Raw genomic sequence first — 14,288 nt, 5'->3', positions numbered from 1 at the left:
TCGCCCATTCCAGTTAAATTGGCGATCAACTACGCCCCTTCCATGACTCAATCATCTTCGAAATCCGTACTGGTATTGCATGGACCCAACCTGAATTTGCTGGGGTTGCGCGAACCCAATCATTACGGTTCGAACACATTGGAAGATATCAATCGCCAATTGACGCAACATGCTGCGGCGGCCGGAATTTCCATTGATATCTGCCAGAGCAACCATGAGGCTGCGTTGATAGAGAAAATCCATACGCTGGCGCACGCCCCGGTGGATTTCATTATCATCAATCCTGCCGCCTTCACCCATACCTCGGTAGCCTTGCGCGACGCATTGGCTGCCGTGAAGATACCGTTTATCGAAGTTCATCTTTCAAATATCTACGCCCGCGAACCTTTCCGTCACCACTCTTATTTTTCCGATCTCGCAGTCGGCGTCATCAGTGGCCTGGGAGCTCGCGGATATTTACTGGCACTGGATTACGCCATCAACCACATTACCCGTGCCTGAACGGCACCCAATACACCGAGAGGTCAACCATGGATTTACGCAAACTGAAGAAACTGATCGATCTGGTCGAAGAATCCGGCATTTCCGAGCTGGAACTTACCGAAGGCGAGGAAAAAGTACGCATCTCGCGCCATATCGCTGGCGGACAAGCCCCCATTCAATTTGCCCAACCTTATATGGCAGCACCTGCGGCACCCCTGGCGACCGCCCCGGCAACGCTTGCAAGCGAAGCGGCCAGCACTGAACCCGTCATCGAAGGACATGTGGTTAAATCACCCATGGTCGGCACCTTCTACCGCGCGTCCTCCCCTGATGCCAAGCCATTCGTTGATGTCGGCAGCAGCGTCAGCGCCGGTGATACACTGTGCATCATCGAAGCCATGAAGCTCCTGAATGAGATCGAAGCCGACAAGTCCGGCGTGATCAAGGCTATTCTGGTCGAAAACGGCCAGCCCGTGGAATACGGTGAACCGCTGTTCATCATTGGCTAGGAACCCACTCCATGTTTGATAAAGTCCTCATCGCCAACCGAGGGGAAATCGCCCTGCGCGTACAACGTGCCTGCCGCGAACTCGGTATCAAGACAGTCGCGGTGCACTCCGAAGCCGATCGCGAAGCCAAATACGTCAAGCTCGCGGACGAATCGGTCTGCATAGGGCCTGCCCCTTCCGGTCAAAGCTATCTGAACATTCCCGCTGTGATCAGCGCTGCCGAAGTCACGGATGCGGAAGCCATCCATCCCGGCTATGGCTTCCTCTCGGAGAATGCCGATTTCGCCGAGCGCGTCGAGCAAAGCGGCTTCACCTTCATCGGCCCGCGCGCCGAGACCATCCGCCTGATGGGCGACAAGGTCAGCGCAAAGGACACAATGAAGGCGGCGGGCGTGCCGTGCGTGCCCGGCTCGGACGGCGCACTTTCAGATGACGCGGATGAAAACCTGCGCATCGCCAAGGAGATTGGCTACCCGGTCATCATCAAGGCAGCTGGCGGCGGCGGCGGACGCGGCATGCGCGTCGTGCATACCGAAGCCGCCCTGCTGAGCGCGGTCAACATGACCAAGGCCGAAGCGCAAGCCGCATTCGGCAACCCCATGGTCTACATGGAGAAATTCCTGGAGCAGCCACGCCATATCGAGATCCAGGTGCTGGCTGACCAGCACGGCAATGCCATATACTTGGGTGAGCGCGACTGCTCCATGCAGCGTCGCCATCAGAAGGTGCTGGAAGAAGCGCCTGCCTTCGGCATCACGCCCGCACTGCGTGAAAAGATCGGCACTGCCTGCACCGAAGCCTGCAAGCGCATCAATTACCGCGGCGCGGGCACCTTCGAGTTCCTTTACGAAAACGGCGAATTCTACTTTATCGAGATGAATACCCGCGTGCAGGTGGAACATCCCGTCACCGAAATGGTGACTGGCATCGATATCGTCGTGCAGCAAATCCTGATTGCCGCGGGCGAAAAGCTCAGTATCAAGCAAAAGGACGTCAAGCTGGCAGGCCACTCCATCGAGTGCCGCATCAATGCGGAAGATCCGTTCAATTTTGTGCCATCCCCTGGCCGCATCACCACCTTCCATATGCCGGGCGGTCCCGGCATTCGCGTCGATACCCACGCCTATCAGGGCTACATGGTGCCGCCAAACTACGATTCCATGATCGGCAAGCTGATCGCCTACGGCGATACGCGCGAGCAGGCGATTGCGCGCATGCAGATCGCCTTGTCTGAAATGGTGATTGAAGGCATCAAGACCAATGTCGCGCTGCATAAGGAACTCCTATCCGATGCGGCTTTCCACCAGGGTGGCACCAGCATCCATTACCTGGAGCATAAACTCGGCATTGCATCCAAGTAATGGGCTGGATTTCATTAAAAATCGAGGCGCAGGACAATAATGCCGAACTGCTGAGCGATACCCTGATGGAACTTGGCGCCCTCTCTGCCAGCATTGAGGACGCCAATGCCGAAACACCGGACGAGCAACCCATTTTCGGTGAGCCGGGCGACCCTCCGCCCGGCATCTGGCAGCAGAATGTCGTTAGCGCCCTGTTCAATGAAGATGCCGATCTGGAAGCAATCCTGCAGGAATTGGGCGCAGCCACCGGCATTGCGGAATTCCAGTTCACTACTGAGGCCATCGCTGAGCAGGACTGGGTGCGCGCCACGCAATCCCAGTTTGACCCGATCAGGATTCGCGATGATCTCTGGATCGTCCCTTCCTGGCACGATGCGCCCAACCCGGACGCGCTCAATATTGTGCTGGATCCAGGTCTGGCCTTCGGCACAGGAAGCCACCCGACCACGCACCTGTGTCTGAGCTGGCTGGCAGATGCTGTCACGTCTGGTGCCAGTGTGCTGGATTATGGCTGCGGCTCCGGCATTCTTGCCATCGCCGCCCGTAAACTGGGAGCCGGTAACGTCATCGGCGTGGACATCGACAGCCAAGCCATCCAGTCCAGCATCTATAACGCAGAGCAGAACCAGACCGATACCAACTTCTACCTGGCCAATGACCTGCCCGGCGGACAATTCGATATCGTCGTGGCCAATATCCTGTCCAGCGCACTTTCGATTTTAGCTCCCGCATTAGCTCGCGCAGCCCGCAGCGGCGGAAAAATCGCGCTTTCCGGCATCTTGCGCGAGCAGGCGGAACAGGTCAGCGCCATTTACCAGGAATGGTTCGATATGAGCCCACCCACGTTCATGGATAGCTGGGTGCTGCTCACCGGTACCAGAAGGTAACCCTTGGCATGCGGCTAGTCACCTTCTGTCCTGCATGCAATACCCGGTTCCTCGTCACGGCAGAACAGTTGGCAGCTCATGATGGCGAGGTGCGCTGTGGTCAATGCCAGCACAGCTTCAATGTGCGCTCTCGGTTGTATGCAATACTGGAGCCGCAAACCCTCCCGCTTGCTCCAGCAGCAGTCACTGAGCCAGCCACCGACTCATCTCTCATGGTCGAAGAAACCATAGAGGATATTGCTGACATAGCGGCAAGTAGTGAGAGCACTGCTACTCTGGTAGCTGATGAGGATATTCCAGGGCATGACATCTCGACTTCTCCGGACATAGAAGCTCACTCTGTTGAAGAAATCCCCGCTATCATTGAAGTCGATACTATCGTCACCATTGCCACAGAAATTGACCAGGGTGAATCGGTAGATACTGATATAGAAGAATCTGCCATCGCCAGTGTCATAGCAGCATCGACAGAAACCGCACCGGCAGTGCATGCCGCTATGCAGCAGGTCCATGACTTTTCGCAATTCAATGCCGCACCTGAACCCGTCAGCACCAGTTTTCTTGCTCCTGAGAAACCAGTTCGACGCTTTCCGTTGTGGGTGAGTATCTCCTTGAGCTTATTGCTCGCGCTGATGCTGATCGCGCAATCAGCCTATTTTTTCCGTACTCAGTTGGCAGGTTATTGGCCATCCAGCAGGCCCGCGCTCGAATTCGCCTGCCAATGGCTCGGATGCTCTGTGCCTTTGCCACGCAACTCGGAATTGCTGGCACTGGACGACTCCGACCTGCAAGAGGATTTTGAGCATCCCGGAGTCATCCAGCTCTCGACTAGACTGATCAATAATGCTTCCTATGCTCAGGGTTATCCCTTGCTGGAGCTGACTCTGACCAACGATGACGACAAACCCAAGCTGCGCCGCAGCTTTACTCCGGGAGAATACCTGCCTTCAGGTACTGACATTGACGCCGGCCTGGCTGCAAAGCAGGAAATCCAGATCAATCTGGCATTCTCCACCAGCGGCGAGACCGTTTCCGGCTATCGCGTGTTCGTGACTTACTAAACCTCCCCTCGTAACTCTCCCCGGCTCAGGATTTATCTCAGTTACCGATATATAACGGCATACCGCTTGAATTCAGTCTAATGAAAATCATGAGGTCCGGATCATGATGCTGCGCATGGCGTAAGTCAGCATGATCTATATGATGTGAATCGTGAATTGCGCCAAATGAATCCTACCGCGCAGTGACAATCCCAATTTAAAGGAGACAGATCATGTGGACCAAGCCAGAAGTGACCGAAATGCGTTTTGGTTTTGAAGTAACCATGTACGTTTGCAACCGTTAAGCAATTCTCATCTCCATGAGAAAGGGGCCGCCAGGCCCCTTTTCTTTTACGCCGCTGCAATAATGGATTGCAGACAGGGCGATTTGAGCGCGCGGATTGCCTGCAACAGGCACTCAATAGCCTGCTCCCGCGCATAACCTTTGCGCCAGGCCAGCGCCATGCGGCGCAGCGGAACCGGCTCTGCAAATGGAATCATCCTGATCAATGGGTTCTGATACCGTTCCACCGCCGCGCTGCAAGGCAATACCGTAATGCCCAGATTGGAAGCCACCATGTTGCGTATGGTTTCCAGTGAATTTCCCTGTAATACCTCTCCGCTTTTCGACAGCTCCGGGCAGGCCAGCACCACCTGGGTGCTGAAACAATGGCCGCTGTTGAGCAATAACACCTTCTCGCTGGCAAGCTCTTCCGCATGGATAAGCTTGCGCTCGGCCCAGGGATGGATATCCGGCACCGCCACGACGAAACTCTCGTCGTACAAGGGTTCGCAGTGCACGCCCGGCACGTCGAATGGCAGGGCGATGATGGCTGCATCGATCACGCGGTTGCGCAATTGCGTTTCCAGATTCGCCGTCAGGTTCTCCTCCACTTCCAGCGGCATTTCAGGAGCGAGCTTGCGTAACGCGGGGATAATCTCGGGCAACAGGTAAGGCCCGGTGGAATAAATCACGCCCAGCTTGAACGGCCCAGCCAATTGGTTATTGCCCATGCGGGCGATTTCCTTGACGCGGTCTGCTTCTTCCAGCGCGCGCATGGCCTGGGCAACGATCTGCTCGCCAATCGGCGTCATCGTCACATCCTTGTGACCGCGCTCAAACAGCGTCACGCCAAGCTCTTCTTCCAGTTTCTTGACCGCCAGGCTCAAGGCCGGCTGGCTGACAAAACATTTTTCCGCAGCACGGCGAAAATTGCGTTCGCGCGCCACGGCCACGATGAATTTGAATTCACTCAAGGTCATGGGATTACCTGATAACTAATACATATCAAATTGTATCAATTAATATGCATTATCGATAAATTCCATATCCATATGCCTTACGCAAACCTGCTGATTAGTGATAGATTGCAGCGTTTTTTTCAGAAAGCGCTATGTGTCTGCTGTATTGAATTGGCTCAAAGGCTTAAAGCCGCAACAAAGCCCGGTCAACCATCAAGAGAAGCTACGAGCCTGCCTCGGCGCGCTACTAGGAATATTATTCAGCGGCTTTCTGAGCGCCTGGCTGCTGGGCATGGAAAGCCTGCCGTTCCTGATGGCGCCCTTGGGCGCATCGGCGGTTCTGCTGTATGCCGTGCCCGCCAGCCCGTTGGCCCAGCCCTGGTGCATCATAGGCGGCAACCTAGTATCCGCGCTGGTCGGCATTGCTAGCCTGTATTGGATACCCCTCGTTCCTGTCGCGGCTGCCGTGGCAGTCGCAATCGCCATTATCCTGATGTTCGCGCTGCGCTGCCTGCATCCCCCTGGCGGAGCAGTCGCATTGACCGCCGTGCTCTCAGGCTCGCTGGCGCTGGAACATACCGGCTATTTCCTGCTTTTGGTACTTCTCAATTCCAGCCTGTTGCTGCTGGTCGCGCTGGCCTACAATAATGCCACCAAACGCAGCTATCCTCACGTGACCAGGCCAGAGCCGAACACGCACAACACCCATGATGTGAATCCCTCGCACCGGGTCGGCTTTACCCGGGACGACCTGGATACCGTACTCAAGGAATACAACCAAGTGCTGGATGTCACGCCTGATGACCTGGAGAACCTGCTGCTGAAAACAGAAATGCAGGCCTACAAGCGTCGCTTCGGTGAAATTACCTGCGGCGACATCATGTCGCGGGACGTGATCAGCGTGGAATATGGCACTCTGCTGGAAGAGGCCTGGCCGCTGCTGCTTACCCACCACATCAAGGCTCTACCTGTGGTTGATCGCGCCCGCCGGGTGATCGGCATCATCACGCGCTTCGATTTCATGAAGCACGCCAACCTTGATGCCTACCCGGGGTTTGAGGAAAAACTCAGGAAGTTCGTGCGCCGTTCCCTGTCAGCGGAAAGCGGGCAGCCGCAGGTGGTCGGCCAGATCATGACCAGCAAGGTGCTTACCGTAGATATGGACATGCATATTGTTAAGCTGGTCCCGCTGTTATCCGACCATGGTATCCATCATGTACCGGTGCTGGATCACGAACAACGGCTAGTCGGCATCGTGACCCAGACTGACCTGGTCGCGGCGCTTTATCGCGGACAACTGGAAGAAGCCGGAATATTCGGCGGCTCCATCAGCTAGCTTCAGTCAGCGGGCGCAGGGCCTGGAAATCCGCACCGCTCGGACTCTGGAATACGCGTAAGCCAAACTCCGGCATGATCGCCAGCAGATGATCGAAAATATCCGATTGTATAGCCTCATACTGCACAAATACCGTAGTGTTGGTGAAGCACCAGATTTCTAGTGGAATACCTTCTGCAGAAAGATTTTGCTGTCGCACCACCATGAGCATTTCCTGATGCACATGCGGATGGTTTTTCAGATATTGCTCGACATAAGCGCGAAAAGTACCAATATTGGTGATCCGGCGGGTATTAAGCGGCTTCCTGCCTTTCTCGCCCAAGGCCCGGTTCCATTCATCCAGCTCTTCCTGCTTTTTCTTCAGATAGTCACCCAGCAGGTTGAATTGCTGCAAGTGTTCAAGCTCTTCTGGCGTCAGGAAGTGAATGCTGTTCTGATCGATGAAAATACTGCGCTTGATGCGGCGGCCACCGGACTCGAACATACCGCGCCAGTTTTTGAATGAATCGGTGATAAAGCGCTTGGTGGGGATGGTGGTAATCGTCTTGTCCCAGTTCTGCACCTTGACCGTGTGCAGGGCGATATCAATCACGAAACCATCCGCGTTGAGCTGCGGCACCTCTATCCAGTCGCCGACGCGGATGATGTCGTTCGACGAAATCTGCACACTCGCCACCAAGGACAGCAAGGTATCCTGGAAGATCAGCATCAGCACCGCTGCCATCGCGCCAATGCCGGATAACAGAATCACCGGCGAGCGATCCATCAAGGTGGCAATGACCAGAATCGTCGCGATGATGTAAATCACGATCTTGACGACCTGCACATAGCCCTTGATCGGCCTGCGATGCGCGTCGGGCCGCTGCTGCCAGACATCGTTGACGATATCCAGCGCAGCCGCAATCGCCAAGCCCGCCGTCAACACAATAAAGCCGTGCGCCACATTGCGCACCACCGTCACCAAGGCTTCCGGCAGATTGGGAATCCAGACAATGCCCACTGCGATAATCAATGCCGGGATGATATTTGCCGATCTGGACACTACCCTGCTTCTGGCAATGGCCTGCCCAACGGCGGCAGAACGCATCATCTTGTGCAAACCACGCACCAGGACACGCTTGATCACCCAATTGGCCGTCCCAGCCGCGAGTACCAGCAATATGATATCCACCAGGCTGAATATCACCTGATGCACTTGCAGCCACCCCATTAAATTATTCCAGTCTTCTATCATTGGCTTTCTTTCCTACCTGTTACCTCACTGCGACCGGTACATTGCCAGCCGCTTCGTATACTCCATGAACGCAAAGCAATGACTGCCGAAAGACCTGCAGAATCCAGGTCCAGCAACAAATCAATACATGGGAACAGCCTGTTAGTACCCAGTGTGGGAGATAGGTTCAGAAAAATGCCTTGATTGAGCAGACCGGATTAAATCAGGCAACTGTTCAATCCCCCGCTCCGGGTTTAAGATCAGGAATCACCATTCCAGAATTTCACGCCATGTACAGCTACATACTCCTGGCTCACATCCTCGCCGCTACGGTTTGGACCGGCGGCCACCTAGTGCTGTCCTGTACCGTGTTGCCCCGGGCATTGAAACAGCGTAATCCTGAATTATTGCTGAATTTTGAAGCAGGATTCGAGTACATCGGCATGCCCGCCTTATTGATTCAAATCGCTACAGGTTTCTGGATGGCACACTATTGGATAGCAGATTTCTCTGCCTTGTTGGCGGCAGATACCTTGCCCAGCAGGCTCCTCCTGTTGAAGCTCGCATTACTGGCTATTACTATCCTCACCGCGATTGATGCCCGCTTCCGACTCATTCCCTATCTCAATCCCGCCACCTTGCCTGCACTGGCGCGCAGGATCACTTTGGTCACCATTGCATCGGTCGGCTTTGTCCTCGTTGGCGTCTCATTCCGAGGTGGCCTCATTACATGACACTGGCAAAAATGTCTCTAAACAGCGTCATTTCAGGCTCTTAATTGAAAATTTTCCTGAATTCCCCATTAAAAGGGGTTTCATTGGGCGCAGGTTGTGATATTTTCTCCCCTGTTACTATTTAACCTGGTAACGAGGCGAAGTATTACCTTACGAAAATTAGATTGATAACCCATAAACACAAGGACTGGACCCATATGAACAAGACAGAACTGATCGAAGAAATCGCCAAGGAAGCAGGTATCTCCAAGGCTGCTGCAGGTAAAGCTGTTGATGCATTCACCGCTTCCGTAACCGCAGCCCTGAAGGGTGGCGATACAGTGACATTGATCGGCTTCGGTACTTTTGGTGTTTCCGAACGCGCTGCCCGTACAGGCCGCAATCCTCAAACTGGCAAGGAAATCAAGATTGCTGCCCGCAAGGCACCAAGCTTCAAAGCAGGCAAGGCCCTGAAAGATGCGTTGAACTAAATTCATCAGTTGTTCATACGCCAAGAAAAACGCCGGCAGATGCTGGCGTTTTTTATTGCTGGCCTGTCAGCTGTTTCTCGAAACAATAGCTGACAGGATTGCCGATATATACCCCAAATGGTGCAATCGGCTGATAAGCCATCTCCTGATAGAGCGCAATAGCGCCAGATTGTTTGTTGCCGGTTTCCACCCGCATGCATATATATCCCTGTTGCAGGGCATGCTGTTCCAGCACTTGGATCAATCGTTTGGCAACTCCCTGCCGTCGGGCTTCAGGCAGGACAAAAAGTCGTTTGATTTCAGCACAGCCATCCTCCAGCGCCTGCATGGCAACACAACCTACCGCACGTGCATCGAGAAAGGCAATCAGAACCAATGGGCTATGCAATGGGCCCGGCTTCGGCATATCAGGGTAAATCTGCAAAAGCTCCTGCGTCATCTGCGTGAGCAGATGTTGCAATACGTCATCTTGCCAAGTACTCGCATGGATGACGATTGCGTCATTCACCAGCTATTCTTCGTCCTGATCTGGCGAATGGTAGGCAACATCGTCGTAAACCGACTCTGCGATCGGTAACAACGTTTCATGCAGGGCCTGCTCTGTCGTCAGGCTGTATTGCTGTTGCATGCTAAGAGTGGGATCTGTTTCCAGCGCGCGCAGCAAGGGTTCATAATCTGTTCCTGAAACACCGAAATGGTCATCGCTGCCGATAGGCTTGCTATAGGTGACCGAATATTGTTGCTGGTGCAGCCCAAGATCGAATCTGATATTAAAATACGGAGTAGCAGCGTCATTTTCCCTTGACTCAGCATAATCAAAGTCGAGCAGAACGGCGTTTACTCCCTGGATGTTGATGGTTTTGCCGCTTTGTGTCACTGCACAGTTCCCTTACTGACCAAATGCAGTATTGTACTTGTTTTCACCCTATTATATGACTCATCATTTTAAGGAGGATGTCATGGACAAGGTTTCCAAAACAGATGCCGAATGGCGCGAACAGCTCACTCCTCTCCAATACGAAGTCACCCGCCACGCAGCAACCGAGCGGGCGGGCACAGGAGAATATTCCCATCATTTTGAACATGGTATTTACCGTTGCGTCTGCTGCGGCACGCCTTTGTTCGCCTCTGATACCAAATTCAACGCCGGCTGTGGCTGGCCCAGCTACTTCGAGGCATTGAACCCGGAGCATATCCGGGAAGAACGGGATACCTCCCACGGCATGGTTCGCACCGAAGTGATCTGTAATGTATGCGATGCACACCTGGGCCATGTGTTCCCGGACGGCCCGCCACCCACGGGCATCCGTTACTGCATCAATTCCGCCTCACTGAATTTCGAGCCACGCTGAGCCTGCATGCGTGAACTGGACGAGCTGTTTGCGGCACTGGGGCGCTCTCGCTTCCGCAGCTCGTTCAGGCTCAATGCCCACGACCAGGCCTATCTGCATGCCAAGGGCCTGCCCGTCGTCGGCGACCACGCCCGCGACTTCATCGCCAAACGGCTGGCCCCCGCCGTCATTGCAAACGATGGCAAGCAGACGCCCTACCGCGGCCATCCGGTTTTTGTTGCGCAGCATGCCACCGCCTGCTGCTGCCGCGGCTGCCTGCAAAAATGGCATCAGATTCCCGCCGGGCGCGCGCTCAGCGCAGATGAGCAAACCTATGTGGTCAATGTGCTGATGCATTGGCTGGAAAAGGTTTATTGATATGGAAACAGAGTTTTACATCGCGGCGGCTTATGCCTATCATGGCGACCCAAGATCATCGCAATCCATATTCCCGGCCTGACATGAGCAATTCCATAGACACCGATATCCTGCTGGTTGGCGGCGGCATCATGAGCGCCACGCTGGGCACCATGCTTAACAAGCTCAACCCGGACTGGCACATCACCATGGTGGAGCAGCAGGCAGAAGTCGCCACCGAAAGCAGCGACGGCTGGAACAATGCAGGTACCGGCCATGCAGGATACTGCGAGCTCAACTACACGCCACAAAATGCTGATGGCAGCGTTTCCATCGCGCGCGCGCTCAAGATCAATGCTGCATTTGAGGAATCATTGCAATTCTGGGCCTGGCTGGTCGAACAGGACATTCTGCAAACCCCGGCCAGCTTCATCAACCCAACCCCGCATGCCAGCTTCGTTTGGGGAGAAAAGGATGTCGCATTCCTGAAAGCGCGCCATCAGGCATTGAGCGCACACCATTTGTTCGCCGATATGGAATACAGCGAAGACCCTGCAGTGTTGCAGCAGTGGATGCCCTTGGTCATGCAGGCCCGCAAGACAGATATGCCGGTAGCTGCCACCCGCGTCGCCTATGGCAGCGACGTGGACTTCGGCTCCCTCACCCGGCAACTGGTGCAGCACCTGCAATCCATGCCCGGCTTTTCTCTGTTGACCCGCCATGCAGTCACCAGCCTCCAGCAGAAACAGGGGCGCTGGCAGGTCAAAGCCGCAGACTTGTCCAGCGGCAAGCCCCTCACCATCCATGCGAATTTCGTTTTCCTCGGCGCGGGCGGCGCTGCGCTGCCCTTGTTGCAGAAATCCGGCATCAAGGAAGCCAAGGGCTATGGCGGCTTCCCGGTCAGCGGCCAATGGCTGGTCTGCCACAACCCGGAAGTCATCAAGCAGCATCACGCCAAGGTCTACGGCAAGGCGCCGATCGGCGCGCCGCCCATGTCGGTGCCGCACCTGGATACCCGCATCATCAACGGCAAGCCTGCCTTGCTGTTTGGGCCGTTTGCCGGGTTCACCACCCGTTTCCTCAAACAAGGTTCCTTGTTGGATTTGCTCAGCTCGGTCAAGCCTGGCAACCTGAAATCCATGTTGAGCGCAGGCTGCCACAATATGGATCTGACCCGTTACCTGATTGGAGAAGTGTTCCAGAGCCACCACCAACGTGTGACGGCCTTGCGCAATTTCTATCCAGACGCCATAGAAAGTGAATGGTCACTTGTTTCAGCAGGCCAACGCGTGCAGATCATCAAGCAATGCGACAAGCAAGGTGGCAAACTGGAATTCGGTACCGAGATCGTAGCTGCGCAGGATGGAAGCCTGGCTGCATTGCTGGGTGCCTCTCCCGGCGCTTCCACCTCTGTCCCCGCCATGCTGGAAGTCCTGCAGCGCTGCTTCGGCAAGCAGTTGCAAAGCGAACCCTGGCAACAGCGCATGCAGGCAATGCTGCCGTCCTATGGTCGATCCCTGGTGGAAGATGCCAACCTGTTGCGCACCGTGCGCCAACGCACCCTGAGCCGCCTGAATCTCGCATAAAGCATTTCCCGGATGCCATGCCCATCCGGGTATTCCTATTTGTCCTACACGGATATCAGCGTTTTCCAGACAGCTCCATACTGGAACATCCTTTATATTGAGCGGCGTATCCAGACACAATGAAGGAGGCCAAGATGCAAGCCTTATTGAACCTGCTGTTGATCACCGCGATGTTTGGCCCGGTGGCACTGGGCTTTATCTTTGGCTGATTACAGCCAGGGTTTACTATCCGCAGGCAGGCCTGCACAAGATAAGCGCCTGCCTGCCCCGCTCTTTTATTCCTATTTCCTTATGCTGCGCTGACTTGCCCAGCCCCAGTTTCCCTTTACAAATAACCAGCAAAGCCACACCGTCAGCCCTTTCCTACAGCACATTCAGTCACACGCCGATTAAGCCGCTCCCGCTATTTTTCTAGAATGAACACGGGTTCTATAGCAATAAACGCAATCAATAAATTCAAATCAAGGAGTCCAATATGAAAGCGAACTTGAAAAGCCTTATCCTGATCAGCGCGCTGCTCATGCCGGCAGCCAGCTTTGCCGCAGACGGCGACAGCATTGAAACCAAGCTGAGCGATTCCGTCATCACCACCAAGGTAAAGGCTGCCTTCGCCAAGGACAAAGTGGTCAGCGCCACCGATATCAAGGTGGAAACCGACAGCAACGGACTGGTGCAGTTAAGCGGTACCGCCAAGAGTAAAGAGGAAGCAGAACGGGCCGTGCAACTTACCAAGAGCGTGAAAGGTGTGACTGGCGTGAAGGACGATATCATCGTCCCCTAATCGCAACAAATACTGAATCACACACAAAATGAGGCGTCATGCCTCATTTTTCATGGTGTTTTATATGCCAGAGTCTTTGAGCCATAAATTGAGATACGCCAGGATTTCCTGCTTGAGCTGTTCGTGGAACTGCTCGCGGTCAAACCCTTCAGGGTCGGTAGTTGGTAATGAGCCGCCTTGCTTGATCTTGGATGGAAACGGGCTGAGAAAGGAAAAATGCCCGGCGTTTTTCACGCATCGGCTAGTCACTAGCGCCGGGGCAGGCACGCCTTTCAGCACAATCTCGTTATGCCAGGCCGGGGTGTAAGGATCATGCTCCGCGCTCAACATCAGAATGGGAACATCTACCCGCCTGAGCGCGTCCTGCGGTGAAAACCAGACGGTGGCCGGAGTGAGCAATATCAAGGCTTGCACCCGGTCGTCGTGCTCGACCTCGATTTGCATAGGTGCCGGGCCTGCATAATCCGGCTTGAACGCTTCTGGTGGATACCATGGTGTTCCGCCAGCCAGCGCCAATGCCGCGTAGCCGCCCATCGAATGGCCGATGACCCCGATCTTTTCCGGCTGCAAGTGCCCAGAGAATACCGCATCCTGAAACAGGTAATCCGCAGTCAGCTTGAGGTGCCGCGGTCGGTATTGCAGGTTTTCCACCTTCCCCATGAACCGGTTATCGAGCCGATTGTTGCCCGGGTGCTCGATCATGGCAACGATATAGCCATGGCGCGCCAGGTAGCTGGTGATGGTGCGATACAGCAGGTGCGAGCCGCCGCTGCCATGCGAAACCAGGATCAGCGGATATTGTCCCTCAGCCACCGGTGCATCCGGCCTGACCTCCATGACATAAGGGCCGAAAGCGTGGCTGGCAGCGGGCTGCCGCGTGGGATACATGACGAGCGCCGGAAAGGATAGCTCGTTCCCGGCGTCTTCCAATGTGAGTGCTTTGATGCCTACAAACATA

At 54.9% G+C, this 14,288-nt stretch carries 18 protein-coding genes; 13 read left to right on the top strand and 5 right to left on the bottom strand.

Annotated features, from left to right (window positions below):
* Window positions 1-42 precede the first annotated feature (42 nt).
* From aroQ to pqqA, 6 genes are all read left to right on the top strand, one after another.
* Window positions 43-501 (top strand): type II 3-dehydroquinate dehydratase, encoded by a 459-nt coding sequence (gene aroQ, locus V7Z75_RS07765; RefSeq protein ID WP_334108036.1) that lies wholly within the window; start codon window positions 43-45, stop codon window positions 499-501.
* Window positions 502-530: 29 nt separating this feature from the next.
* Complete coding sequence (accB, locus tag V7Z75_RS07760; RefSeq protein WP_334108035.1) at window positions 531-992, top strand: acetyl-CoA carboxylase biotin carboxyl carrier protein; 462 nt, start codon at window positions 531-533, stop codon at window positions 990-992.
* Between the two features lie 11 nt (window positions 993-1,003).
* Window positions 1,004-2,353 (top strand): acetyl-CoA carboxylase biotin carboxylase subunit, encoded by a 1,350-nt coding sequence (gene accC / locus V7Z75_RS07755; RefSeq protein WP_334108034.1) that lies wholly within the window; start codon window positions 1,004-1,006, stop codon window positions 2,351-2,353.
* Entirely contained in the window at window positions 2,353-3,240 is an 888-nt protein-coding gene (prmA, locus tag V7Z75_RS07750) for a 50S ribosomal protein L11 methyltransferase (RefSeq protein WP_334108033.1), read from the top strand. Before accC ends, prmA begins: the two co-directional genes overlap by 1 nt.
* A gap of 8 nt (window positions 3,241-3,248) precedes the next feature.
* Window positions 3,249-4,301: a DUF3426 domain-containing protein gene (locus V7Z75_RS07745; protein ID WP_334108032.1), complete on the top strand. Its 1,053-nt coding sequence runs from the start codon at window positions 3,249-3,251 to the stop codon at window positions 4,299-4,301.
* A 212-nt stretch (window positions 4,302-4,513) separates the two neighbouring features.
* A complete protein-coding gene (gene pqqA, locus V7Z75_RS07740; protein WP_081774944.1) occupies window positions 4,514-4,585 on the top strand; it encodes a pyrroloquinoline quinone precursor peptide PqqA in 72 nt (23 codons plus the stop codon).
* Between the two features lie 46 nt (window positions 4,586-4,631).
* Here the strand turns inward: pqqA and V7Z75_RS07735 are convergent, their stop codons facing one another.
* Complete coding sequence (locus V7Z75_RS07735; protein WP_334108031.1) at window positions 4,632-5,543, bottom strand: hydrogen peroxide-inducible genes activator; 912 nt, start codon at window positions 5,541-5,543, stop codon at window positions 4,632-4,634.
* A 133-nt stretch (window positions 5,544-5,676) separates the two neighbouring features.
* Between V7Z75_RS07735 and V7Z75_RS07730 the strand changes: the two genes are divergently transcribed.
* Entirely contained in the window at window positions 5,677-6,858 is a 1,182-nt protein-coding gene (locus tag V7Z75_RS07730) for an HPP family protein (RefSeq protein WP_334108030.1), read from the top strand.
* Here V7Z75_RS07730 and V7Z75_RS07725 read toward each other — a convergent pair.
* Window positions 6,851-8,068 carry a mechanosensitive ion channel family protein gene (locus V7Z75_RS07725; RefSeq protein WP_334108029.1) on the bottom strand — a complete coding sequence of 406 codons (1,218 nt, stop codon included), beginning with the start codon at window positions 8,066-8,068 and terminating at the stop codon, window positions 6,851-6,853. The genes V7Z75_RS07730 and V7Z75_RS07725 overlap by 8 nt on opposite strands.
* 293 nt (window positions 8,069-8,361) lie before the next feature.
* Between V7Z75_RS07725 and V7Z75_RS07720 the strand changes: the two genes are divergently transcribed.
* The gene (locus tag V7Z75_RS07720) at window positions 8,362-8,805 is read left to right on the top strand and encodes a CopD family protein (protein WP_334108028.1); all 444 of its coding nucleotides are present in this window, start codon (window positions 8,362-8,364) and stop codon (window positions 8,803-8,805) included.
* A gap of 197 nt (window positions 8,806-9,002) precedes the next feature.
* The gene (locus V7Z75_RS07715; RefSeq protein ID WP_230342959.1) at window positions 9,003-9,275 is read left to right on the top strand and encodes an HU family DNA-binding protein; all 273 of its coding nucleotides are present in this window, start codon (window positions 9,003-9,005) and stop codon (window positions 9,273-9,275) included.
* A gap of 52 nt (window positions 9,276-9,327) precedes the next feature.
* Here V7Z75_RS07715 and V7Z75_RS07710 read toward each other — a convergent pair whose 3' ends face one another.
* A complete protein-coding gene (locus V7Z75_RS07710) occupies window positions 9,328-9,783 on the bottom strand; it encodes a GNAT family N-acetyltransferase (protein ID WP_334108027.1) in 456 nt (151 codons plus the stop codon).
* Between the two features lie 3 nt (window positions 9,784-9,786).
* The gene (locus V7Z75_RS07705; RefSeq protein WP_334108026.1) at window positions 9,787-10,152 is read right to left on the bottom strand and encodes a hypothetical protein; all 366 of its coding nucleotides are present in this window, start codon (window positions 10,150-10,152) and stop codon (window positions 9,787-9,789) included.
* Between the two features lie 82 nt (window positions 10,153-10,234).
* Between V7Z75_RS07705 and msrB the strand changes: the two genes are divergently transcribed.
* The 4 genes from msrB (at window position 10,235) to V7Z75_RS07685 (ending at window position 13,330) form a co-directional block, all read left to right on the top strand.
* Complete coding sequence (msrB, locus tag V7Z75_RS07700) at window positions 10,235-10,627, top strand: peptide-methionine (R)-S-oxide reductase MsrB (protein ID WP_334108025.1); 393 nt, start codon at window positions 10,235-10,237, stop codon at window positions 10,625-10,627.
* A gap of 6 nt (window positions 10,628-10,633) precedes the next feature.
* Window positions 10,634-10,984 carry a DUF4186 domain-containing protein gene (locus V7Z75_RS07695; protein ID WP_334108024.1) on the top strand — a complete coding sequence of 117 codons (351 nt, stop codon included), beginning with the start codon at window positions 10,634-10,636 and terminating at the stop codon, window positions 10,982-10,984.
* A gap of 83 nt (window positions 10,985-11,067) precedes the next feature.
* Window positions 11,068-12,549: a malate dehydrogenase (quinone) gene (gene mqo / locus V7Z75_RS07690; RefSeq protein WP_334108084.1), complete on the top strand. Its 1,482-nt coding sequence runs from the start codon at window positions 11,068-11,070 to the stop codon at window positions 12,547-12,549.
* Between the two features lie 475 nt (window positions 12,550-13,024).
* Entirely contained in the window at window positions 13,025-13,330 is a 306-nt protein-coding gene (locus V7Z75_RS07685) for a BON domain-containing protein (protein ID WP_334108023.1), read from the top strand.
* 60 nt (window positions 13,331-13,390) lie between these two features.
* Here the strand turns inward: V7Z75_RS07685 and V7Z75_RS07680 are convergent, their stop codons facing one another.
* Window positions 13,391-14,287, bottom strand: coding sequence for an alpha/beta hydrolase family protein (locus V7Z75_RS07680; RefSeq protein ID WP_334108022.1), 897 nt, complete (start codon window positions 14,285-14,287; stop codon window positions 13,391-13,393).
* Between the last annotated feature and the right edge of the window lies 1 nt (window position 14,288).

Origin of the sequence: Methylobacillus sp. (assembly GCF_036844465.1) — a bacterium.
Classification (GTDB): Bacteria; Pseudomonadota; Gammaproteobacteria; order Burkholderiales; family Methylophilaceae; genus Methylobacillus.
This window is presented reverse-complemented; position numbering and strand designations above follow the sequence as displayed.